Source organism: Terriglobales bacterium, from assembly GCA_035624455.1.
Lineage (GTDB): Bacteria > Acidobacteriota > Terriglobia > Terriglobales > Acidobacteriaceae > DASPRM01.
The window spans coordinates 25,704-48,401 of sequence record DASPRM010000081.1 but is presented as its reverse complement, the minus strand read 5'-3'; the positions used below and the strand labels follow the sequence as shown (position 1 = coordinate 48,401).

23 protein-coding genes are annotated in these 22,698 nt (G+C 58.2%); 8 read left to right on the top strand and 15 right to left on the bottom strand.

Going from position 1 to position 22,698, the window contains the following annotated elements; all coding sequences use genetic code 11:
- Positions 1-24: 24 nt before the first annotated feature.
- On the bottom strand, positions 25-534 hold the full coding sequence (locus VEG30_09170) for an HNH endonuclease (GenBank protein ID HXZ80087.1): 510 nt from the start codon (positions 532-534) through the stop codon (positions 25-27).
- A gap of 160 nt (positions 535-694) precedes the next feature.
- Complete coding sequence (locus VEG30_09165; protein ID HXZ80086.1) at positions 695-1,300, bottom strand: ComF family protein; 606 nt, start codon at positions 1,298-1,300, stop codon at positions 695-697.
- 571 nt (positions 1,301-1,871) lie between these two features.
- On the opposite strand from VEG30_09165, the gene VEG30_09160 reads away from it, so the two are divergent.
- Positions 1,872-3,929, top strand: a complete 2,058-nt coding sequence (locus VEG30_09160) for an oligopeptide transporter, OPT family (GenBank protein HXZ80085.1) — start codon at positions 1,872-1,874, stop codon at positions 3,927-3,929.
- Between the two features lie 199 nt (positions 3,930-4,128).
- The gene (locus VEG30_09155; protein ID HXZ80084.1) at positions 4,129-5,400 is read left to right on the top strand and encodes a GAF domain-containing SpoIIE family protein phosphatase; all 1,272 of its coding nucleotides are present in this window, start codon (positions 4,129-4,131) and stop codon (positions 5,398-5,400) included.
- Positions 5,401-5,441: 41 nt separating this feature from the next.
- Here VEG30_09155 and VEG30_09150 read toward each other — a convergent pair whose 3' ends face one another.
- The 10 genes from VEG30_09150 to VEG30_09105 form a co-directional block, all read right to left on the bottom strand.
- Positions 5,442-5,822 carry an EVE domain-containing protein gene (locus VEG30_09150; GenBank protein HXZ80083.1) on the bottom strand — a complete coding sequence of 127 codons (381 nt, stop codon included), beginning with the start codon at positions 5,820-5,822 and terminating at the stop codon, positions 5,442-5,444.
- 118 nt (positions 5,823-5,940) lie between these two features.
- Entirely contained in the window at positions 5,941-6,123 is a 183-nt protein-coding gene (locus VEG30_09145; protein ID HXZ80082.1) for a hypothetical protein, read from the bottom strand.
- Positions 6,123-6,578: a DUF6677 family protein gene (locus tag VEG30_09140; GenBank protein HXZ80081.1), complete on the bottom strand. Its 456-nt coding sequence runs from the start codon at positions 6,576-6,578 to the stop codon at positions 6,123-6,125. Before VEG30_09140 ends, VEG30_09145 begins: the two co-directional genes overlap by 1 nt.
- A complete protein-coding gene (locus VEG30_09135; protein ID HXZ80080.1) occupies positions 6,578-7,744 on the bottom strand; it encodes a M24 family metallopeptidase in 1,167 nt (388 codons plus the stop codon). Before VEG30_09135 ends, VEG30_09140 begins: the two co-directional genes overlap by 1 nt.
- Before the next feature lie 193 nt (positions 7,745-7,937).
- Positions 7,938-9,794, bottom strand: coding sequence for a carbon starvation protein A (locus tag VEG30_09130; GenBank protein ID HXZ80079.1), 1,857 nt, complete (start codon positions 9,792-9,794; stop codon positions 7,938-7,940).
- Positions 9,795-9,900: 106 nt separating this feature from the next.
- Positions 9,901-10,662: a DNA alkylation repair protein gene (locus VEG30_09125; GenBank protein HXZ80078.1), complete on the bottom strand. Its 762-nt coding sequence runs from the start codon at positions 10,660-10,662 to the stop codon at positions 9,901-9,903.
- Between the two features lie 22 nt (positions 10,663-10,684).
- Positions 10,685-12,157, bottom strand: coding sequence for a sodium:solute symporter family protein (locus tag VEG30_09120; GenBank protein ID HXZ80077.1), 1,473 nt, complete (start codon positions 12,155-12,157; stop codon positions 10,685-10,687).
- A gap of 88 nt (positions 12,158-12,245) precedes the next feature.
- Positions 12,246-12,545: a DUF167 domain-containing protein gene (locus VEG30_09115; GenBank protein HXZ80076.1), complete on the bottom strand. Its 300-nt coding sequence runs from the start codon at positions 12,543-12,545 to the stop codon at positions 12,246-12,248.
- Complete coding sequence (locus VEG30_09110; GenBank protein ID HXZ80075.1) at positions 12,542-13,252, bottom strand: YggS family pyridoxal phosphate-dependent enzyme; 711 nt, start codon at positions 13,250-13,252, stop codon at positions 12,542-12,544. Before VEG30_09110 ends, VEG30_09115 begins: the two co-directional genes overlap by 4 nt.
- 10 nt (positions 13,253-13,262) lie before the next feature.
- A complete protein-coding gene (locus tag VEG30_09105) occupies positions 13,263-14,723 on the bottom strand; it encodes an amino acid permease (GenBank protein ID HXZ80074.1) in 1,461 nt (486 codons plus the stop codon).
- A 131-nt stretch (positions 14,724-14,854) separates the two neighbouring features.
- Here VEG30_09105 and VEG30_09100 point away from each other — a divergent pair, with 131 nt between their 5' ends.
- Together VEG30_09100 and VEG30_09095 are read left to right on the top strand one after the other, a co-directional pair.
- On the top strand, positions 14,855-15,967 hold the full coding sequence (locus tag VEG30_09100) for an aromatic ring-hydroxylating dioxygenase subunit alpha (protein HXZ80073.1): 1,113 nt from the start codon (positions 14,855-14,857) through the stop codon (positions 15,965-15,967).
- Positions 15,968-16,132: 165 nt separating this feature from the next.
- Positions 16,133-16,438, top strand: a complete 306-nt coding sequence (locus tag VEG30_09095) for a hypothetical protein (protein HXZ80072.1) — start codon at positions 16,133-16,135, stop codon at positions 16,436-16,438.
- A gap of 97 nt (positions 16,439-16,535) precedes the next feature.
- Here the strand turns inward: VEG30_09095 and VEG30_09090 are convergent, their stop codons facing one another.
- A complete protein-coding gene (locus tag VEG30_09090; protein ID HXZ80071.1) occupies positions 16,536-16,787 on the bottom strand; it encodes a hypothetical protein in 252 nt (83 codons plus the stop codon).
- A 211-nt stretch (positions 16,788-16,998) separates the two neighbouring features.
- On the opposite strand from VEG30_09090, the gene VEG30_09085 reads away from it, so the two are divergent.
- Positions 16,999-17,598: a cysteine dioxygenase family protein gene (locus VEG30_09085; protein ID HXZ80070.1), complete on the top strand. Its 600-nt coding sequence runs from the start codon at positions 16,999-17,001 to the stop codon at positions 17,596-17,598.
- Positions 17,599-17,624: 26 nt separating this feature from the next.
- On the opposite strand, the gene VEG30_09080 is transcribed toward VEG30_09085, so the two are convergent.
- Positions 17,625-18,083, bottom strand: a complete 459-nt coding sequence (locus VEG30_09080; protein HXZ80069.1) for a DUF1569 domain-containing protein — start codon at positions 18,081-18,083, stop codon at positions 17,625-17,627.
- A gap of 290 nt (positions 18,084-18,373) precedes the next feature.
- Between VEG30_09080 and VEG30_09075 the strand changes: the two genes are divergently transcribed.
- Positions 18,374-18,751, top strand: coding sequence for a response regulator transcription factor (locus VEG30_09075; GenBank protein ID HXZ80068.1), 378 nt, complete (start codon positions 18,374-18,376; stop codon positions 18,749-18,751).
- Here VEG30_09075 and VEG30_09070 read toward each other — a convergent pair.
- Complete coding sequence (locus VEG30_09070) at positions 18,748-19,005, bottom strand: hypothetical protein (protein HXZ80067.1); 258 nt, start codon at positions 19,003-19,005, stop codon at positions 18,748-18,750. The genes VEG30_09075 and VEG30_09070 overlap by 4 nt on opposite strands.
- 461 nt (positions 19,006-19,466) lie before the next feature.
- Here VEG30_09070 and VEG30_09065 point away from each other — a divergent pair, with 461 nt between their 5' ends.
- Both VEG30_09065 and VEG30_09060 read left to right on the top strand, forming a co-directional pair.
- The gene (locus VEG30_09065) at positions 19,467-19,745 is read left to right on the top strand and encodes a hypothetical protein (GenBank protein ID HXZ80066.1); all 279 of its coding nucleotides are present in this window, start codon (positions 19,467-19,469) and stop codon (positions 19,743-19,745) included.
- Positions 19,746-20,958: 1,213 nt separating this feature from the next.
- The gene (locus VEG30_09060) at positions 20,959-22,698 is read left to right on the top strand and encodes a hypothetical protein (GenBank protein HXZ80065.1); all 1,740 of its coding nucleotides are present in this window, start codon (positions 20,959-20,961) and stop codon (positions 22,696-22,698) included.

Sequence of the window (22,698 nt, the reverse complement as noted above, 5' to 3'; positions counted from 1 at the left end):
TCTAGAGTTCCTGCGGGACGAAATTTAGTAAAAGAGATATTTCCGCCACTTATCGTCGGAGTGGCCGAGCAGGCGCATGATGTGGCGGCTGGTATGGAGATTGAAAGAACGCGGCTCGCGCGTGAGCTTCATGCCGGCTTCCACGGGCAGCTGATTTCCCTTTATGCGATTGCAGGGATGGCAGCAAGCCACCAGATTTTCCCAGGTGGAATTGCCTCCGCGGGAACGTGGAACCACGTGATCAAGAGTCAGGTCGCTGGAAGCCAGGACGACGCCGCAATACTGGCAGGAATTACGGTCGCGCAGCAGGATGTTTTTCCGGGAGAGAGCGCGGGTCTGATGCGGGATACGGCGATACTCCAGCAGCCGGATCACTGACGGAACCCGCATGGCGAGACGGGCCGCGTGCAGGAAGGCGCCGTTCTCCTCCTCGGTCATGGCCACGCCCTTGAGCACCAGGACGATGGCGCGCCGCGCGGCGCAAACATTGATTGGCTCGTAGGAAGCGTTCAGCACCAGTACGGGCTGGTTCATAAAGCCGCGCCCGTTGCTGTGGTGGTGGTGAAGTCCAGCACCCGGCATTTCCGGGAGATGGCCGCGCGCGAAATTGTGAAGCTGTGCCGACATACCGCCAGTACCGTTAGTTTCCCCGGAATTTAAACATGCCTGAAACGAATCAAGCTTGCGCCCGGGATTACAGTAAATCTCGAACCTCTGCTACCTGTCTACGTTGCTGTTCCGGTTTGTGTTCAAGTTTGGGCTCAGACTTAAGCACCCGAGCCACAGTAACAACCCAAATTCTCTCCGCGCCTGCTCGATGCAGCACATGGGCACACTCCGCGATAGTGGTGCCGGTCGTAAAGACATCGTCTACCAGTAAGATGCTGCGGCCGGCAATCCGCTCAGGCTCTCGCGCCTGGAAAGCGCCGCGAACATTCTCGCCGCGCTGGCTGCGAGTGAGGCCGGTCTGGGACTCCGTGGCGCGCCGGCGAACCAGCAGCAGCGGAGGCATCTCCAGTTGGAGGTCCCCCGGCTTCAACTTAAGCGCTGCACGCGCGATGAGTTCCGACTGGTTGAATCCGCGTTGCCGTAGCTTGGTCTTGTGCAATGGGACCGGAACCACCAGCGGACGGGCTTCGCCGATTTCGGGGGCCAGCCACTCGATCGCTTCGGCGAGCAGATTCCCGAGGACGCGAGCCGCCGGCCGCATTTGTTCGTATTTGAACAAGTGAATCAACTCCCCCAACCCGCCTTCGTAGGCTCCGTAGGCTGTGGCGCGTACAAATGGCGGAGGGCTCATCAGGCAGTCGCCACAAACCTGCTGGCCGACCTGGTCCTGGTCCTTGGTCCCCGGAGAGGGGGACAGCGTGTATAACCGCTCACCGCAAATCGCGCATAAGACGCCGGAAATGGGCGGAATCGACTCCAGGCAATCCTGACAAACAGGGAGCCATGAGGCATGCGTTAGAGGTTCTTGGCAAAGGCGGCAATCGGAGGGAAATAAGACGCTGAAAAGGCTTTCGGTGGCGGCCCGCAGGAAGCCAAAACGCAAAGAATTCTCAGGCGAGCCAGAGGCTCCTGGAACCCGAGTTAGGTCTCCGGTACTGCTGAAGACGACCCTCCTCCCGATCGTCGCGGCAGAGGTCGCGGGCGATCGCGCCATTCAGTATAGCTGGCCTGTGGGCTACAAAGCAATTCGGCATTGCCAGTCGCAATCACCAGGGTGAGCACCGCCGGACAACGGCATGACGTCCCGAAGTAATGGAAATCACCAGAGTTGGCGTCTCGACACTTGTATCGGAAGCACGCAGCGTGCGAAACTTGCGCGGCCTCGCAGGGTACCATCTTAATCAAGGACACAAGGACTCCTGATGAGCACTCGGACAACAGCGCCACCGCAACCCGCCCCTAAATTCCAGTCTTACGTTCCGGCCAGCATGCAGATGCCGGAATTTACCTTCCGGGCAGTGATCCTGGGCTTGCTGATGACCGGAATCCTAGGCGCAGCCAATGCCTATCTGGGCCTGAAAGCGGGAATGACCATTGCCGCGACGTACCCTGCGGCGGTGATCGGGATGTCGGTGCTGCGCATTTTCAAAGGCTCGCTGCTGGAAGAAAACATTGCGCGAACCATCGGTTCGATTGGCGAGTCGGTGGCAGCAGGCGCGGTGTTCACGATTCCCGCCTTCGTCATGGCGGGCCTGTGGCCGGGACTCACCAGAGACCAGTACTGGAAATCAGTGGCACTGATGGTGATCGGCGGAACACTGGGAATTTTGCTGGTGACGCTCCTCCGCCGCGTGATGGTTGAAGATCCCGAACTTCCTTATCCGGAATCGGTGGCAGCTTCTGAGATTCACAAGGCCGGCCAGCAGGGCGCCAAGGCCGCCAAAATTCTGTTCGCCAATATGGGCTTCGGCGGATTCATGTACCTGCTGGGCGCAATCAATGTCTTTCAGCCTAACAATACGTTTCCCGTCGGTATCAGCGCGTTGGGAAAGCGATTGCTGCTACGCACCAGCACCAATCCTAACGTGGCAACCACGGTGACTGGCGGTACCACGCTGTTCACCTTGCCCGACGTCAGTCCAGCCTATCTTGGCGTTGGATACATCATTGGTCCGCGACTGGCGTCTCTGAACTTCGCTGGCGGCGTGCTCGCCTGGGGATTGCTGGTTCCGCTTCTCACGTTCACCGTAGGGCCGTACATCCAGGGATCGCTGCCAGCAGGACAGACGATCTCATGGCCGCTGCTGGCTCAAGCCATCTATTACTCAATCGTGCGGCCGATCGCGGTGGGCGGAATGCTGGTGGGCGCAAGCTACACCCTTTTCAAGATGCGCAAGCAACTGGCGATCGGCATGGGCCGCGCCGTCTCGGACCTAAGGAAATCCGCCGCCGCGCACGCCAGCACCAATCGCACGGAGCGTGATCTCCCTGCCAAGGTGATCTTCGTGGGTGTGGCGATTGTTTTTGTGGCGATGCTGGTTCTGTACCGCTATTTCATTAGCGGCGCCGGGAATCTTTCCAGTTCGAAGGTGTTGGTGGGAGCGCTGGTCGCGGCCGCAGTGATGGTGGTGCTGGGATTCTTCTTCGCCGCAGTTTCCGGAAACCTTGTGGGACTGATTGGTTCGTCCAACAATCCAGTTTCCGGACTCACGCTCTGCACCCTGGTAATTGCAGCCCTCTTGATGGTCGCGCTCGGAGTGTCGGGTACAGGTGGAGTGGCGGCAGTTCTGGGAGTGGCGGCGGTCATCTGCGTTTCATCAGCAGTTGCCGGCGAAATGCTGCAGGATCTGAAGGTCGGTCACATCCTGGGAGGCACCCCGGCAAAAATGGAAGTGGGCGACCTGCTCGGCGTGGTGGTTGCATCGCTGGTGCTTTTCTTCCCGTTGGCAGTGCTCGACAAGGCATACCATTTTGGCAGCCCTGCCTTGTCCGCGCCGCAGGCAGGCTTGATGTCGATGTTGGCCAAGGGCATCGTCGGCGGTGACATGGCCTGGCCGCTGGTGGTCGTGGGCATTCTGCTCGGCCTTTGCGCGATCCTGATCGAGGTGAAGAGCGTGATGCTCTTCGCGGTCGGCATGTATCTGCCGCTGGGCACTACCTTCGCGATTTTCCTGGGTGGCGTGGTGCGTTGGCTTACCGATCGGCTGCGCGACCGCCGCGACTTCAACGACGCCCAAAAAGCCAGGGTGGACAATGCCGGCGTCCTCACCGCGTCGGGCTTGATCGCCGGTGAAGCTTTGTGTGGGCTGGTGATCGCAGGTTTGGTAGGTGCAGGGAAGGATGTGGCGCTGTTCAAGTGGGCGTCCCCGATCTGGGTGGCGCTTGCCGCGCTGGTCGTGCTTATCCTGGTGATGATCCGGGTGCCGCTGGCGAATGCCGGCAGTCCGGATGAGCCTGCGCCGCCGACAGCAATCATGTAGGGCAGGAATCAGCCACGGATTCCACAGGTTTTCACGGATTGAAAACCAACCAGAGATGTTGTGCATTACTCCTTCTAGACTTCCTTCTGATCCGTGCTATTCCGTGAAACCGTGACCAGCCCCAATAGGGCAAAACTAAGAATCGAAAGCGTCTCCTTAGACATCAATAAAGCAACCTCAGGACATGGGGAGGGGAACCATGGCCACCTATCCGCGGCCTAGTGTCGACACGCCTGTCTTGCATCCCGACTACCGCTATGTTCAGGACCTCCTGCGCTTGCAGAAGGCAGCGCAGACCATCAACTCGACGCTGGATCTGGATTTGCTTCTCACGCAGGTAGTAAACGACGTGGCGCAGTCGTTCGGCTGCATCGAGGCGTCGATTTGGCTGCATGATCATGAAGCTCAGGAGATGGTTCTGGCAGGTGTTCGCGGCTGCACTGTGCACACGAAGGGATCGCGCCTCAAGATCGGTGTGGAGGGCATGGTGGGACACGTGGCCGCTACGGGTGAAATGCGGTATGCCCCCGATGTCCGGGTAGACCCTTATTACATTGGCTGCGAGCATGCAACGCTTTCTGAGGTGGATATCCCGCTGAAGGTCAATGGCAATGCGATCGGCGTTTTCAGCGCGACCCACAACGAATTGGACGCCTTCTCCCCCGAGCAACTGGAACTGCTGAAGGCTCTGGCTGGGCACATTGCTGTAGCCGTGGAAAATGCTCGCCGCTTCCAGCGCGAGCGGGAAGCTGCCGAACGGTTCAACCGTGATGCCGATGAAGCTCGCGCCATTCAGCAGGCCTTGTTTCCGAAGGCATCGCCGCTGATTCCGGGATTCGCCATCGAGGCCTTGAGCGTGCCGGCGGGGGCGGTGGGTGGCGACTGGTACGACTACATCGATCTGAGCAGGGACCGCTGGGGGTTCGTGCTGGCCGACGTTTCCGGCAAGGGCACGGCGGCGGCGTTGCTGATGTCTGCCACGCGCGCCATGCTGCGCTCGATCGTGCAGAACTGCCCGTGCACTCCGGGGGAATCGCTGGCGCAGCTGAATGAGGTGCTGATGAAGGATTTTCCTTCCGGGCGTTATGTCACCATGGTCTATGGCGTCCTAGACGGCGCAACGCGGACGCTCACCTTCGCTAACGCGGGGCATCTCCCGCCTCTGTTAGTGAGCGACTCTGGAGTCCAACTGCTGCAGACAGAGAGTGGGATGCCGTTGGGGTTAGGTTGCAGTTCGTATTCTGAACGCATCCTGACTCTGCCGCCGGGAGCTGTGGTCGCACTTTATAGCGATGGCATCACCGAAGCTGCCAACAGCCAGGATGTGGACTACGGAACGAAGCGGCTGGCTGAGCATGTCGCCAAGCAGGACGCGACACCGGAGAGCCTGCTACGGGACGTTCGCACATTTGCCGGAGGAGTGCCGCCGGCGGATGACGCCACGGTGATTTTTCTCAGAGCGAAGGGATAAGAGCTTTAGGTGTGGGGGACAAGCAATCCTGCCTGTCCTCATTACTCTCCCGTCAAGAACCGATATTGGGCATCCGTCAGTGGGACGACCGAAAGCCGGCCCTGGCGGATCAGCGGTGAGTCCGAGAAAATTTTGTTGGCCTTGATTTCACTAAGGCTGACCGAATTCGAGACGGGTTTGCCGACCTTGATCCTCACCTTAGGATTTCGCGCGTCGGAGTTATCGACTGAAACCACCGACGCTGTGCCTACGACTCGGCGCTCGTCGCCGGTGTGATAGATCACGAGCTTGGTATTGGGAGTCATCGTGCGCAGGTTTCTGAGCGCAACTGGATTCGAGACTCCATCCCAGGTGGTTTCCTTGTCGCGTTGCAGATCGGCGAACGAGTATTCGGAAGGCTCAGTCTTCAGAAGGTAGGGCATCGTGCTTCCATCAGTTGAATATCCCACCCTAGCAAAAGAATGGCTAGTGGGGCACCCTCAAGTTCGTAGTGGACGGGATCAACAAAAGCCGAAGACAGGATTTTCCACTGCATTTGAGTCAGCGGCGAAGCAGCCACATGGCCCAGCCGGCGACGATCACTCCGCCAACAAACAAGCTGAAGCAATAGAGTCCGTACTTCACCATGTCGCGCGCATTGTCGCGCTGGGTGATCCCAAACACGATCGAAGCGAATGTCGCGAATAAGAGGGCGGCGCTGAAATGCGAGAGTTCCAGGACCATCAAGCTTTCTTCCCAAGAGCGATATGGTGAGCGTCGACGGCAGCGATGATATTGAGCAGACCAGCGACGATGATGAATTTGGTGCCATAGTCAGCTACCGCGCGATGGATAGCTCCCTGTCCGCCATCCAGGGCCCGGGTGACGATGTAGAGCCCGCCGGCGCCCACATCGCCTACGAAGCCGAGCATGTCCAGCAGGTCGCCAGTATTAAAGCCGTACACCTTGCCCTGCATAAGCAGACCGAGCACGAACATGGTGACAATGGAGATCATGAGCAGCAGCCCGCGCCACCAGCGCTTCTGCACCAGATGGCCGGCGCCCGGAATCAGCCACCCCAGGGCCGGCGCAATCACCGCCATGGTGGTATTGGCAGGGGTAACCTGAGGACGCTGGGCTGCAGCCGCGCGGTTCTGCCGGTCCATGGTGGTACCGAGGTTCTTTCCAGAAGGAGCCATTAGATAGTTACGATCTCTTTTTGTATTTTACCCGTTACCTCGGCAGATTTATCGCGCACCAGAACATTTACCTCGCTGCGCACGCCGAATTCCGGCAGGTAGATGCCGGGCTCGATAGAGAAGCAGGAATTGGGCAAGATCTGGCGCTCGTCGTGGATTTCCAGGTTATCCATGTTGGCGCCGTTACCGTGGACTTCGGTTGCGATGGAGTGCCCGGTGCGGTGCACGAAGTTCTTGCCGAATCCGGCGGCGTTGATAACCGCGCGAGTGGCATCATCCACCTGCCAACCGGCTATGGGTTCTCCAGCGGCGATGGCCGTCTGCACTCGTTGAACACCAGCGTCGCGAGCGCGGGAGACGATGTCGAACACCTGGCGGTGGCGGTCGGACGGGGCGGAGCCGACGTAGCCGGTCCAGGTGATGTCGTAAAAGACGGCGCCGGGAGTCTTCTTCTTTGCCCAGACATCCAGCAGGACGAAATCAGCTTTGCGGATGGGAGCGCTCTGCTCAGAGCTCGGACCGTAATGCGGATTGCCGCTATTGGCATTGACGGCGACGATAGGGCCGTCGTCGGTCATCAAATCCTCGCGCTCGAAGCTTTCCAGGAACCACTTCTGCATTTCGAATTCATTAGTGCCGCCGTTGCGGACCCGGTCACCGATCTCGCGGAAGGCGGCAGCGACGATGCGATCGATAGCCTCACCCGCCTGGAAGTGGCTGCGGATCTGATCCTCGGTCAAAGTAGCTTCGAATTTTGCGACCAGGTCGCCTGAGCTGACGACGTTGTTGCCGAAGCTGCGGATGAGGTCGACAGTGCCCGCGTCCACCAGGGAAACGTAGAAGATGAGGTTGTTGGGCGAATACTGCATGGCAATGTTGTGGTAGGGCGCCAACATTGTCTTAAGTGCCCCGAACAGCTCCTGCCATCCGGAATATTCCTGCTTGCCGCCAGGGAGAGTATCGAGATGGCCGGCTTCGATGCGATGCACGAGTTTTCGCGGCTCGCCCTCCGCCGGAATCACGTAGAACCATCGCCGGGTCACAAAGAGGGTCTCGGGCAGACCGAGAATGCGATAGGCGATGGGATCGCGATGGTGATGGTCGTAAAACAGCCAGGCGTCGATGTTCTGCGCTCGTAGAGCAGATTGGATCGCAGCAAGGTTCATGGCGTATGAGCAGTATTGTATCGGAGGGGCTGCCGCAGCAATGAAGCGAACTACCCCATCCTAAACAAAGGACGATTAGGGCGGGGCACCCTCAGGGTTCGTTAGGGTGCCCCAGAGCTCGTTCCGGTCCGCCCCAGGTTAGCGCCGAACTGCAGGGCGCGAACCTGGGCCACAAGGTCGGCAGGGTAACGCGTCAGCAGCAGCCCATTTTGACTTCGCCGGCGGCCGTGACTGGTGGTCCAAAAGCAGTCTCCGGAACCGGGGCGCCCCGGAGGGTGGCCAGCCAGCGCCGCGACGCATCCATGACCACCAGGATGACTCCCGCGATGAAGATGGTCATTAGAATCGAGTCCAAATATCCGGTCACCATCTGCTGGCCAGTCTTGTGAGTCAGTGGCCAGAAGATATTTTTGATGGACAAGATTCCCGCGCTCACCGTGGTCACTCCCACAAAACACATGGGCAGGAAGGTAATCCAGGCATACTTCGATTTGCCCATGTTGATCAGGAAAGTGGTGGTCACGGCCAGGGCAATGGTGGCCAGCAACTGGTTCCCCGTACCGAACAAGGGCCAGATGGTGGAGATGGTGCCGGTCCAGATCAGATATCCCCAGGCTAGGACAATAAAGAAAGAAGTGAAGAGGTTGCCGGGCAGCCAGGCGGTGTTGCCGAAGGGCTTGTATGCTTTGCCCATGATTTCCTGCAGGACGTAGCGGGCAACGCGCGTGCCGGTATCCACGGTGGTGAGGATGAACAGCGCCTCGAACATGATGGCATAGTGGTACCAGTAACCCATCAGCCGATCCATGCCGGGCAGACCCTTGAAAATCTGGGCCATGCCGACGGCCAGCGAGACCGCGCCCCCGGTGCGTCCCGCCAGTTTCTCGCCGACCTCGCGGGAGAAGGTATCGAGATTGACGGTGGCCAGGCCCAGCTTGCTGAAGACTTCGGGCGTGGTATTGATGGCGAAGTAGTCTCCAGGATGCATCGAGGTGGCGGCGATCAGCGCCAGCACGCCAACCATCGACTCACAGATCATGGCGCCATAGCCGATGAAGCGGGCGTCGGTTTCTTTGTCAATCATCTTGGGCGTGGTCCCCGAGGAGACCAGAGAGTGGAAACCGGAGATCGCGCCACAAGCGATAGTCACAAACAAGAAGGGGAAGAGCTTTCCCTTGATGATGGGACCGCCGCCATGCACAAACTGAGTGAAGGCAGGGAAGTGAATATTGGGATGGACGATGAACACGCCCAGAATCAGAACGATAATCGTGCCCAGCTTCACATAGGTGGAGAGATAGTCGCGCGGTTCGAGCAGCAGCCATACCGGCAAGGCCGAAGCGACGAACCCGTACAGAGCCATCAGGAAAGTAATCTGATGGGGAGAAAAGGTCAGCGCGTGCGCGGCTGCGCTCTGTGCTACCCAGTGTCCGGCGATCACGCTGCTCAGCAACAGCACCACGCCGAAGATGCTGGGGCCGACCACCCTGATCTCACCCGCGTGGCTCTTGAACATCCACAACCCCATGATGAGGGCGATGGGAATAGTCATGCCGATGGTGAAGACGCCCCATGGTGAGTTGGAAAGAGCGTTGACCACCACAATTCCCAAGCCGGCCAGGGTGACGATCAGGATGAAGAGCACGGCGACCATCGCGACCGTCCCCGCAAAGGGGCTGATTTCCGTGCGCGCCACGTCCGCCAGAGAACGTCCGCGGTGACGGATAGAGGCCACCAGCACGGTGAAATCCTGCACGCAGCCAGCCAGCACAGCGCCGATCAGCAGCCAGAGGAAGCCGGGAGCGAAGCCGAATTGCGCCGCCAGCGTCGGACCCACCAGCGGACCGGCACCGGCAATCGCGGCAAAGTGATGTCCGAACAAGACCCACTTCGGCGAAGGAACGTAGTTGTGTCCGTCTTCGTACACGTGACCGGGAGTGGTGCGGCGATCATCGAGGGCCAGAGCTTTGGCGGCAATAAAGGCGCTGTAGTAGCGGTAAGCCAGCGCGTAAACGCAAAGGGCGCCCAACAGAATCGGGAAGGTATTCATAAGCGACTCCAGAAATGGGCTACTAGAGTTTTGGATGCGGCGCGCATTGTACCGGATATCGCGGACTTTAGGGTGTGATCGTTAACCGACGCGGGGGCGAGGTGCGTCACGCCGGGATTTTGGGCTGGCGCTTGCCGGAAGTGCGCATTGGCGGGCGCTTTAGGATTCGATCCCGGTCAGCCTTTGGCAGGGTCTCGCAGGCGGTACGGACCACCAGGCGCGGGGCGCGACCACAAATGCGCTTCAGATATGGCATGGAGCGCCGCGGGTCCGCTTTTGCAGTCTCGCGCAGAAGCCAGCCCAGGCCTTTTTGAACCATGTCGTCCTGGTCCTCGAGCAAGAAGTCGGAGAGGCGGACGATTTCGGGAAAGAGCTTTCGCTCGCGAGCGCTGCGAATCAGGGCTACAGCCGCGGCCCGGCGGTGCCAGCGGTTGGAAGACCAGGCCCAGCGGAAAACGCGGGCCGCGCGCTTAGGATCGGCGAGGATCAGAGGCCCGATCAGGTAGTGCAGCAGCCCGTCGTGGTCGGCCCAGGTGCTGATGCGGCCGAGCCAGGATTCGAAGAGCCGGAATTCCTTGTCGCCGAAGCTTGCGGTGGATTTTTCCAGGAGGAAGACAGCAAAAACTTTCTCTTCGAGAATCTTTCCCTGAAACAGCTGGTCGGCCACCGCGACCAGGTAATCGAGGCCGGCTTCCGCGATAAGCTGACGGCGAAAGCGAGCGGCCACTCGGCGAAGGTCCTGGGTGTACCAGCCGCGCGACGCAATCTCCTCCTTGAAGAACCACTGGACTTCTTCAGAGTGGGGAGCTGAGCCGCCGTCTTTCAAGACGCGGCGGATGTGAGCAGCAATTTGCGAAGGGGGCTTCATCGGGGCTCAGTAGATATCGCCGTCACTTTTTCGCTTCTGCGGCAAGGGGAGCTGATTCCGGATAATCTTCGGGAAACAGCGGAGCCAGCTTTTCGCGCGGAGGCGGCGCGGTCAGCAGACTGACCACTACCAGGGCAGGCACCGAAACCACCAGGGCCGGGAAGATGGCGTCGCGTTCCGCCCATTGGGGCGGGAGAAAGCTCTTGCCGCCGTAATTCCAGAAAATCGTCACCAAGGTTCCCAGCGCAATGGAGACGATCGCGCCGGCAGCAGTCGCGCGCTTCCAAAAGAACGCGCTCATCACGACGGGAGTGATTGCCGCCGAATAGATCGTGTACGCGTAGAGCGCCATGGCGAGAATCGAAGTCCAGTAAGCGCCCTGCATCAGCGCAAACAGCCCCAACAACACCACCAACACCCGAGAGACCACCAGAATCTTCTTGTGCTCCGCGTGTGGATTGATGAAGCGCGTGTACACGTCATTCACCAGATTTGTCGCCGGTGAGAACAGGTAATTATTCGCGGTGGAAATCACTTTGGCGAAAACCGCGCCCATCAACAAAGCGCCTATCCATGGCGGCAGGCCGTGGCGCGCCACGAAGGGAATGGTCTCGCGCGGCTTGGCGGTGAGTTCAGGGTCGGTTCCGAACAGCGCTGAGCCAAAGACAGCGATGGCGACGATCAGGGTTTCCAATATGAGCGTGCCGATGATCCACCCGACGACGGCGATGCGCGCGTCTTTCTCCGATTTGGCGGAGAAAAATTTCTGGTACATGCTCTGGTTGCCCAGCATGAGAAGAAATGTCGGGAAGAAAAATTCCAGCGCGCGGGTGAGCGTGAGATGACCAAGCACCTGGAAGCGGTCGGGCGGAAGCGCCTGGTGCAGCCCAGACCAGCCGCCGGTTTTGTCGAGCAGCAGCGGCACTGCTAAAAAGCAGGTGACGGTGATGAGCAGGCCGATCACCACATCCAGGTATGCGACCGACGACATTCCGGCCAGGGCCGTGAACACGATCACGAAGCTGGCGATGATGTACATACCGGTGGTGTTGTCGATGCCGGTAGCCAGATGCAGAATGTCGCCGCCGCCTTTGAACTGGTAGGAAGTGATAGCGGTGTAGGCGAACAGAATGGCGATAATGCCGAGGATTCGCGCGGCGGTGTTGTAGCGCGTCTCCAGCAGATCAGGGATGGTGAACTGCGCAAAGCGGCGGGCACGAGGCGCGACGAAGTAGATGATCAGCAGCCCTGCCCAGCCGCCTCCCGGCTGCCACAGCGAAGCGAAGCCGTTGCGGAACGCGTTCTCTGCCCCGGCAAACAGGCTGCCGGCGCCAATCCACGAGGACAGCAGAGTGAACACCAGCACGTAGGCCGGAAGACTGCGGCCGGCAACCAGAAAGTCGGCCTTGGTTTTAACCGTATGAATGCGGCTGATGCTGAGGGTAAGCAGCACCAGCACGATCAGGACCAGGACGGTGACGTAGAGGTTGAGCATGAACGAATCGGGTGATCGGGCAAATGATAATCGGGCAAACGAAAAGTCGTGTCGAGAACTGCCCTGATCTCGGCCCGAATGCTCCTTCTCAGATTCCTAAACCCGCAGCCAGACGATGCCGCGCTTCTGCCGCTGTCAGGCCTGCGACACGAATTACTTTGTTGCGGCTGGTTTCGCCGGCGGCTATGGTAACCGACGAGCGCGGCACATTCAAAAATTCCGCAAGGAATGCGATGCATGCCTCATTGGCCTTGCCGTTCACGGGAGGCGCGGTGAGCGCCAGCTTCAGAGAGTCTCCAAGTTCGCCGATGATGGCGTTCTTTTTCGCGCGAGGCTGGACGCGCACTGAAAATGTCGCGCCTGCTGCAGTGTCGTTGACTGGGATCATGGTTTCGTCCGTGCCCCAAAGATCGCGGTACCGATACGCACGCAGGTCGAGCCCTCTTCGATGGCCACTTCGAAATCATGCGACATTCCCATAGAGAGAACGTCCATGGCGACGCCCGGCAGATGACGCGCGGCAATCCGATCGCGCAGCTCGCGTAATTGGCGGAAGAATGGACGCGCGCTCTCGGCGTCGTCGCCGAAGGGCGGAATCGTCATCAGGCCGCGAATCTCGAGATGCTCCAGCCGGGGCGCGGCCGCAAGCAGGGTCTCCAGTTCTGGCGAATCCGGCGGCAGTCCGCTTTTGGCCGATTCCGCACCGGTGTTGATCTCGATCAGCACGGGCAAGCGTCTTCCTGCGGCTTGAGTGGCCGCTGCCTCATTCAGGCGTTCCGCGAGTTTGAGGGAGTCGACAGAATCGACGGCGTCGAACAGTTCGGTCGCATGCTTTGCCTTGTTGGACTGCAAGTGCCCGATCATGTGAAAGCGCGCGCCCTCGAGTTGGCGGAGTGCCTCGGCTTTGGCGGCAAATTCCTGCACGCGATTTTCGCCGAACAAGCGCTGGCCGTTCAGATAGGCCTCGCGAATAATTTCGGCCGGAAATGTCTTGGAGACGGCCATCAGCTCAATCTCGTCGGGCTGGCGCGCGGCACGGCGGGCGGCAGCCTCGATGCGCTCGCGAACCTGGGACAGATTGTCAGCGATCGACATTCCTTACAGTTTAGTGCGCAGCATGGGTGCGGCGGTGCCAATAGAGATAGAAAGGCACGCCGACGGCCAGCAGGCCAAGGTTTGCCAGCGTCTCGCGCGGGCGATGAATGATGGTGTTCACCACCCAGCCTCCGATCAGGATTTCATACGCGATCGGCAGCCAGGGATAGCCGAAGCAGCGATAGGGGCGCGGCAGGTCCGGCCGCCGCTTGCGAAATACGAACAGCGCCGCCACGCAAGCCACATAGGACAGGATCATCGCGAAAACGGTGTAAGTGAAGAGCTGCTCGTAGGTCCCGCTGAGCGCGATGAGTGATGCCCAGATCGCCTGCGCAATCAGCGCAAATGCCGGAGTCCGGAAGCGAGGATGAACATCGCCCATGTGCTTAAAGAACAGGCCGTCGCGTCCCATGGCGTAGCTCACACGCGCTCCTGCCAGCACATTGCTGGAGGTTGCGCCGAAGCAGGAGATGGCGATCAGCGCCGAGAGCCAGAAGGCGACAGCAGGCGAAAACAGCACCTCGGCAGCCGCCTGTGCGACTGCGGGCTGCTGGGCGATCCCCGGAACCGGCAGTGCGTACATGTAGACTGCATTCACCGCCAGATAAACCACGATGACCGCGACCAGTCCCAGAACCAGCGAGCGAGGGATATTGCGCTCGGGATTGCGAACTTCCCCCGCGGTCCAGGCAATGTAAACCCAGCCTTCGTAGCACCAGAAGACCGCGATGAAGGCCACACCGACCGCGGTCATCAATGGATACATGCCGTGAGCGAAGCTCTCTCGTATTCCCGCCGAGCTGAAGTGTCCCCAGCTGCCTCTGCCCAAGGTCAGCCCGAAGACGATGAATGCCGCCAGCGCCAGGTATTTGATCCAGGTGGCGACGTTCTGGAGCACGACCGCTGGGCGAAGTCCGCGGACGTTGATCGCTGTCAACAGAAGAATGGCGGCAATCGCGACTACATCGCCGCGCGTGAGATGCCAGACTGAGCCGGCGAGGCGCCAATCGTGGACGGTGACGCCAGGCGCCGCCATGATCACTTTTTCTGCCGCCAGAGGTGTCGCCACCCGGCCGAAGTATTCGGCGAAGGCGACTGCGATGGCGGCGACTCCGCCGCTCGACCCGGCAACGAACATCATCCAACCATAGAGAAAAGCAGCAAAGTCGCCATAGGCCTCGCGCAGGTAAACGTATTGTCCACCGGCCTCGGGAAACATGGCCCCGAGCTCGCCGAAGGCGAATGCCGCCATCAGAGAGACCACACCTCCGGCTGCCCACACCCCCAGGTAGAGCAACGGCGCAGGCACGGCCGTGGCGACGTCGCTGGGCGTCAGGAAGATGGCGCTGCCAATGGTTCCGCCAATGATCAAGAGCGCGGAGTCGAGCAGCGACATGCCCCGCACCAGGCCGGGGCGCGGCTGTGGAACCGGCTGTTCTTTCGCATCGAGCTGAGCGCGGGTGGATTCCATTCACGAAATTGAGGGGAATTTAGGCAGACATCGTCGCCCAAGTCTCGAAAAACGCGAGACCTGGGGCACCCCACGCCTCAGGTTTGGCACGCTTGCCTATAATTCGTGAGTTCGTCGGGAGGCTATCGGGAATGGCGCAGAGCGTCAACAGAATTTCCAATGCACTTATCGATCCCGCGGTGGAACGGGGTTTCACTCTGCCCTCGAATTACTACATCGAGCCGTCCTGGCTCGAGCTGGAACAGCAGCGCCTGTTTTTCAAAACTTGGCAGGTGATCGGATATCACGAGCAGGTAACCAAACCCGGCGACTACTTTACGTTCGATCTGTTGGGAGAGCCGCTGCTGGTCGCGCGTGGAACCGATAACGCTCTGCGCGGGTTTTACAACGTGTGCCGCCATCGCGCGGGCCCGCCGGCCGAGGGCTGCGGTTCGCGAAAGGTATTCCGCTGCGGATATCACGGCTGGACCTACAACCTCGAAGGCCAATTGCTGAATGCACCGGAGATGGAAGGAGTTTGCGACTTCGATCCCCGCCAGTTCGCACTACGTCCGATTCCCGTTGATGAATGGGGAGGGCTGGTGTTCGTGAACCTGGATCCGCAAGCCGAGCCGCTATTGCGCGATTTGCGCGAATTGCCCGAGCAGGCAGCCAAATTCGGCTTCGACAAGATGCGCTTCTACAAACGTCACGACTACATCATGGAATGCAACTGGAAAGTCTACATCGACAATTATCTGGAGGGGTACCACCTGCCCAGCGTGCATCCCAGCCTGAACCGCGAGTTGGATTACAGCCAATATGTGACAACGCTATATGCGCGGCACTTGCTGCAGTATTCGCCTATTCGCGGACCGGAGAATGAATCGACCAGCGAGCGCCGCTACCGCCAGTCAGAAGCAGAGCTGGCCGCGGAATACTACTGGATTTTTCCCAACTGGATGCTGAACTGTTATCCCGACAATATGTCGTTAAATATTGTCCTGCCGCTCGGGGTGGAGCGCACGGTGGCTATTTTTATCTGGTTTTTCCCCGAGCCCACGCTCAATACCGACACGCCCGAGACGACCTTCCGTTTCAGCGACGAAATCCAGATTGAAGATGGACAGATCTGCGAAGTCGTGCAGCGCAACCTGAGGTCGCAGAGCTACGATCGCGGACGCTACAGCGCGAAGCAGGAGAAAGGCGTGCACCAGTTCCACCGGCTGTATGCGGAAGCGATGGGGCTGGAAGGGAGGAGGTAGGAGCGCGAATGCTCGATCCCACCCTTCGCTGGGCTTAGGGTGGGGCACAGGCCCAGGACGACAAAGTGAAATTTCTGATATCGCATAGCGCGGGCATCGTCCTTCCGGCCGTCCACCTTTGTGATCTGGGGATGGGGGCGGAGTAAGCGTATGTTGGAGAGTGGAATGGTGTCGAAGGTACGCAGTACCGGCGATCTCTGGGAACACGAAGTGGTGGACTACTCCGCCAACATGGTCAGTCTGCGTCCGGTGAGGCGCCATGGAAGGCAGCACCGCATTCTGATCGGCACCGAGGAATGGATCGCCAACTCACTGCAAATCGGGGGCGCGCTCTGGGGAGTGTACGTGTTGCTCAGGCAGCCGCAACCCTGGGAGTCGCTGATAATGACTCCTGGACCCCTGGAGACCATCGGGGTGGGCGCTCTGTTGTGGCTCCATGCCAAGTGGCGCAATTCGGTAAAGCTGCGGTAAAAGGAATTTTCGCCAATAAACCGCAAGGCCCTTCGACTCGGACGCGGATCGCTTCACCGCGTCCTCGCTCAGGATGACACTATAGAGAATCAGCAGGTCACCGCCTCGAACTGATAACGGTGGAAGTCATCCAGCGTTCAGCTTCTTTCAGGGCACATCCGGCGCCGCACAGATGCGCAACGTCAAGCGAGCGGGCCATCAGTTCCGACCAGGGCAGCAACTGCCACTTCGGTTTGAGCGTCTCGTGATCGCTGGGTTGCACCTGCTCCACCCACGCCAGCCACCAGTGATCGACCTCGCCCTTGCGCTTGCCACAAATATTGCAGGTGAATGATTCCGTCCAGGTCATGTCCGCACTCCTAGTCGCTTGCCGCATGCCAAACCGTCCTGCCGGAGAGGTCTCTAGTTTCCTACCGGGAGCGGCAACACGCAACCCCTGAGATGGGAAGCGCGTCCCAGTGCTTGGATCGGGCGGCAGTTTGATCTATTCTTTGGTCTTTCGTCTTTGGTCGTTGGCCTTTGACTTTGGGGAGTTTGGGCTTCTGGGAAGGAGCGTATCGATGGCAACTCCAAAAACCGCACACCAGATCTGTTCAATCCAGGATTTCGTGAAGCAGCTGCGACAGCTTCCCGAGAGGACGTTTCAAGAGATCGAAGAGCTGCGGTCCTTCCTTGCTCACAACCCCGTCGATCCCGACACGCTCACTCCCTACATCTGCTGGGATAGCCAGCACTATACCCGCACTCTGATCGACAAGACGAGGCTCTACGAACTGCTGGCCATCTGCTGGGAGGTGGGCCAGGTGAGCTCGATCCACAACCATCGCGGGCAAAACTGCTGGATGGCGGTCCCCATCGGCCGGCTTATGGTGCAGAACTATCGCGTGCTATTTCAGGACCTGGAAGGCGGCCGATGTAAGCTTGAGCGGACTTTTGCGGTGGAGATGAATGCCGCAAGCCCAGTGGCCGTCAATCCCAAGGAACCTGTGCACAAGGTTTACAACCCCAAAGAATTTGGCGAGCGCGCGGTGAGTCTGCACATCTACTCGCATCCCTTCGATAGCTGCGATGTGTACTCCGAAGAGCAGCAAACCTGCGGCACGATCAAGCTGAGTTACACGACAGAGTACGGGAAAAGACGCGCAGCTTCCGGAGTGTAGTCCTTCCAGACGACAAGAGCATTCGCTTACGCTCCGAACTGCCGCAAGTGGTGATCCATATGCAGGTAGGCCATGCGCATCCATGCCTTCTCCGACATGGGGCCGAGCTGCGGATGAGGCTGGAATTGGAAGTCTCGTGGCTGTCGGGTGAAGCGATCCATCAGATTCCTTAGCTCGCTTACATCGTTAGCGAAGACTTCCGGTCGGGTGCCGCCTTTCTGTTGATCCAACTCGGGAACGGATTTGAATCCCTTAGGCCAGGGAATCGGCGCCCAGAGTGCGATCCATCTCGCCAGCGCTCTTGGATAGGGAACCGGCGTGCTGCTTACTCGTTTCACGCCCATGTACATGCGGAATCCGTCGCTCAAATGGCAGATCATCTCGTGAGCCGACATTTTTCCCCAGCGGCGTTCGGACGAGGGGCCGATCTTTTCGAGCCGGGCGATGAGCTCGGCCTTTTCTCCCGTGTTGCTGAGAGTCTTCATAAGAAATGCAGCAGCGTATTATTCTGCCACGAAGAGACGGACAGCGGATGTGATATGTTGCATGTCCTACCCTTCGCGAAATGCGGGCAAAAGGGTGGGCGACCCATCCTGGTCTTCCTCTGACGCGCAATACCAGTTAACTTCAGCTCCTCGGTCTCAACTGTGATCTGGCACGGGACAAGAACATCTGCAAAAGAGCACACCGCGAATTTTACAGAAAACACCCTCCACGCCGTCCGCATCTCTAGCCCAGGACCGGTCCGACAGAGAGCGGCTGGAGGTCAGCGGGCGTGCGCAGGGCAGTGCTGGTAGTAGATGATAACTCGACGATTCGCCAGGCAATCTGCCGGCTTTTCACCGCGGACGAGGACTTTGATGTATGTGGTCAGGCAAAAAACGGTAGGGAGGCAATCGCCAAAGCTCAGGAGTTACGCCCCGATTTGATTGTCATCGACCTTTCCATGCCCATCATGAATGGTCTAGAGGCAACGCGGGCCATCAAAAAGATCATGCCTACGGTCAGGATCATTATGTTTACCGAGTACGACGACGACTTCCTGAAGCAAGAAGCACATTCCGCCGGGGTTTCGGCAGTGTTGTCTAAATCCGAACATATTTCGCGGCTGGTGGGCACAGCTCGCGGCCTCTTTCTGGCAGGGGCAGCTTAGCCGGTAGTTCCCCAATCGGGATAATCCAGCTTAGTTTTCTTCACGATTCGCAGCGATCGCATCGCATCGGACAGGGCGAGCCGTTCCCGTTCGTGATCAGGACTCAGCGAGATGGCCTGCAGGCGATTGAAGATCGCGGTCTCTGCTTCGGTAACCCTCTCCTGCAATTCCCCTGGATCTGCGATTAGTGCCGCCAAGTAAGGCTTTTGCCACTCGGGATAAATGAACTCCGGTTCCGCTGGAGGTTTCATCATGTGACTCTCTTCTTGCAAGGCAAGAGCCTGCTTACCCTGTCTGAGAATGGTTCTTTCGGTTGAGAGGTTCGTCTCTGGCTGCATTCCCTTTGTCCTTTCTGGAGGAATTTGAATGTCTGCAATCTTTTTAACCACCTCGACCGGAATCTGCTCGAAATGAGTCTTGGTACGTCGCATGGTACGTCGCATGACACTTCACCCCCACCAGGCAAACAGTAGCAGGTCAACTCTCATACGGGTCATATCTGTTGGAAATTGCTAGCTCGGTATTTTGGCCTGCCAGATGGCGCATTTAACGGCTATTCCTGAGCCCTTCAAGGGCCTTTTGCTTGCACATTTAAGGGCTATTCTGGCTGGATGGATAATTATACGGTTCTTTATTTTTGTTTTACATCTCGTTACGTTTTTGATACGATTACTTCACGTTAGCAATGCAGCACGTTGGTGCGAGGAGAACTGCGATGAAACCCCGCGGCAACAAAGTCGCGATGAACTTCAAGACCATGCAGCAGATGGATGTCCCGCAGGGTCGCAACGGAAAGCACAAACAGATCGTGACCCGTATCCTCTCCGACCTCGATCAGGTGGACAAGGGCGTCGCCCTTAGAGTGCCATTGGCAGAACTGGCGGAGAGCAAGGAAAAAGTTCGCTCGGCACTGAGCCGCGCAACCCACAAACTGGGGCGCAAAGTGGTCACTGCCAGCGATGGCGACTTCCTGTACGTGTGGAATGAGAACTAGCGCTACCGCGTGGGTGCCTACGGGGAGCCAGGGCTGATTGCGCGGTCCAGCGGTGGAATTGCCCCACTCAATCCAACAGAGGGCTTAAGTACGCCACGCGACCACGCGTCCGAGGCGCGGGCCCGTGAGTGAATGAAGGGTCCCGGTGTACGGGAACTGCTTCTGCGACTTTTTGTTGCTGATATTCTCTGGCTGCACGTGAATTGGCCCTTTCTGGTTGCCAGCTGGTGTTAGCTTGCGGCACTATCGCTGCGGAAGAGCAAGCGGGCCGCCCAAGGCGTCTTGTGCAAGATCAAAAGCTTCAGCTATTTAGAAAGAGCTGTCCTGGAACCCCTCGGCGAGTTGTGCAATCACTTGCAATAGTGTGGCAAACTTTTTCTCGCGCCAATGCGACCGACTTGAACCGTCGGCAAATCCCGTTCTGAGTTCCGTAGTTGGCGTAACATCCCCATTACGCTCATTGTCCGGTAGTGGTTTTAATTGCTTGTTTGGAATGTTAGGTTTGGCTTCGAGGTTGTAAAATGAGGGGCCCACGGGAGACCCGAATGTTGCTGCGCCTTCTCCCCGTCATCGGTCTGATTTTTCTATCCCAAGTGTGCTTTACCTACGTGCCCGGCCTAGGCCATGCTTTTCGTAAACTGCGCCAGTCGCCAAGTCCACTGCACCACTCGCTGAACTTATCGCGCCTGACTCGTCGCCAGCTGAAAGTCGTCCGATTGCTTTCGCTAGCTCCAACGCAGAGCTTGCTGGCAATAGTTGATATTCACTTGCATCTAGCACGCCAATGGGGGCGAAGTTTGCGCCATCCCACGAGATTTTCAAACCGTTGAATGCTTCCTCGACTATTGCCTTCCGCTTAGGTCCTCGTTCGACTAGGTCTCGGGTCATTGCAACAAGCGAACGGTTTTGTTCCTCAAGGCTAAGCTGTTCGAATGCTCGACTAATAGCTCTTAACGTAGGAGCCCTGCGCTCAGGGTCTGCACCCGGGATGTCGAACCCAGCCCTAAGGCCCGCAGTGTAAAACTCCTTCGCTGATATGAATTCTTCTTTTTCGGCAGAAGCCCATTCTCCAAGCACGATAGCAAAGAGCGACGCAGTCCGCCCCTCCGGCTTCACGTCTGACTTCGGCAGTATTCATATCGAACCCTCGAATCCCGGTGCTTTTGACGCCGTACATTTCCTGTACGACCCGACCAACGGATTCTCTTCGATCATGAAGATATTTGACCGCGACTTGAACACCGACATGAGCAAGCATGCATGGAGTAGGAAAGAAGGCTGGATGCTTTGGGCGCCGATGCTGGGGCTGCAAACGCCCGACCCGGCGCTTCAGTTTCCGGCTAGCACGAAGCTTCAGCCCTATGTGTTCGTGAGGAATTTGTCGGCCAAGCCGACCAACGTGCAGATGCGGCTCTATTGGCGTTCGGCGTCTTCTAACGGAGCCACACCTCCACAGGTGCTCACACTGAAAGCCGGCGAAATGCAGAAGCTGGATGTTGTCTCCCAGTTCAAAAACCTGCCCAAGGAAGCCAATTGGGCCACCGTATCGATGCTGACAAATTCCGGACCGGATGAGGTGATTGCCGTTGCGGCCTCATACGATGATACCGGCCGCTATGGCGTGCAGACTCCATTCACAGACCAGATGTCGGCTCACTGGGAAGGCGGTGCGTGGGAAGTGGACGACGCCCATAACACGCTGATCACGGTCGGCAATGGCGGCCGCAAAGACACGCACGCGCGAATGATCTTTCACTATGTTACGGCTAAGGGTCATGCTGACTATGTTCTCGAGCAGAAGCTGGCACAGGACGAGCAATTGTTCATCGATCTGGGCAAGTTGATTCGCTCGCAAACCCCCGATGCGAAGGGCAATGTCTTTCCCACTTCAATTACGAGTGGCAGCTACACGCTCCTGGACCTCGACGACAAAATGGGGAACGTTTTTGAGGGCAAGGTAGTTACCGATAAGCGCTACGGAGATGCCTCTTACGGCTGTATGCAGTGCTGCGGTGTTGGAGTTCACGCCTACCTCGATCAGAATCCTATCGGAGTCGGGATGGGGCTAAGTTTTTCACCCGTGACGGTGACTGGTATGGACGGATGCACGGATGATTTCTTGGATGCGACTGGTTTCTTTAACTCGTGGTGGACGGCAGATGCTTCCATTGCCACCGCTCAGTATTCCCAGTCAAACGGAATCAGCGTAGGATCGACTACTACGTTGGCGCAAGGGCAGGTTCCTCGTAATTCTTTGCGTACACCATGCCATACAGACCTGAAGACTCCGCAGTCCGGCACGAATGTTCCACCACAGTTCAATGTGGCGTACAGCGACTATATTGGAGTCGATTGGATCAACGGCCCAAGTTATTGCTACTATCAAGGAAATTCGAATGATTTAATCTACATGGGGGATGCCTATCGCGGCACATATCGCGCAACGGAATCGCTTCTGATAATACCGGACCTCCAGACATATTCTGGTTTTTTCAAGGGGGTCGGACAAAGTAGAAACTATGGTGCTGGCTCACCCGCCAATGGGTCCACACTGTCTGCCGCGGACGAGGACGGTATTCCGAACGACTGTCACCTGTGGAACGCATCAGGGTTTGCTGATACGAGTTCTATGGGTTTGGTTACGAGCTTTCCCTATGCACATCAGGGGCAGGTTGAGTACAGTGGGGCAGCACAGAATCCGCTTGAGAGCACATATGCACCTATCACTTGGGACATGCGTACAGTGCTCGACACAACCAATCCGCAATCGCCAACCGCATACGCGAATTACAACCACACTTGCTTTCCATCCCATCAGATCAAGGTCAACAATGCCGTGATTTATCTTTACACTCCGAGCCGGTACGATCTTACGTACATAACTTATTGTTTGTATTTCCAGTACGGCAAGATCACCGGCCAAACAACGGCTACCACTGTTCCACCTCAATAA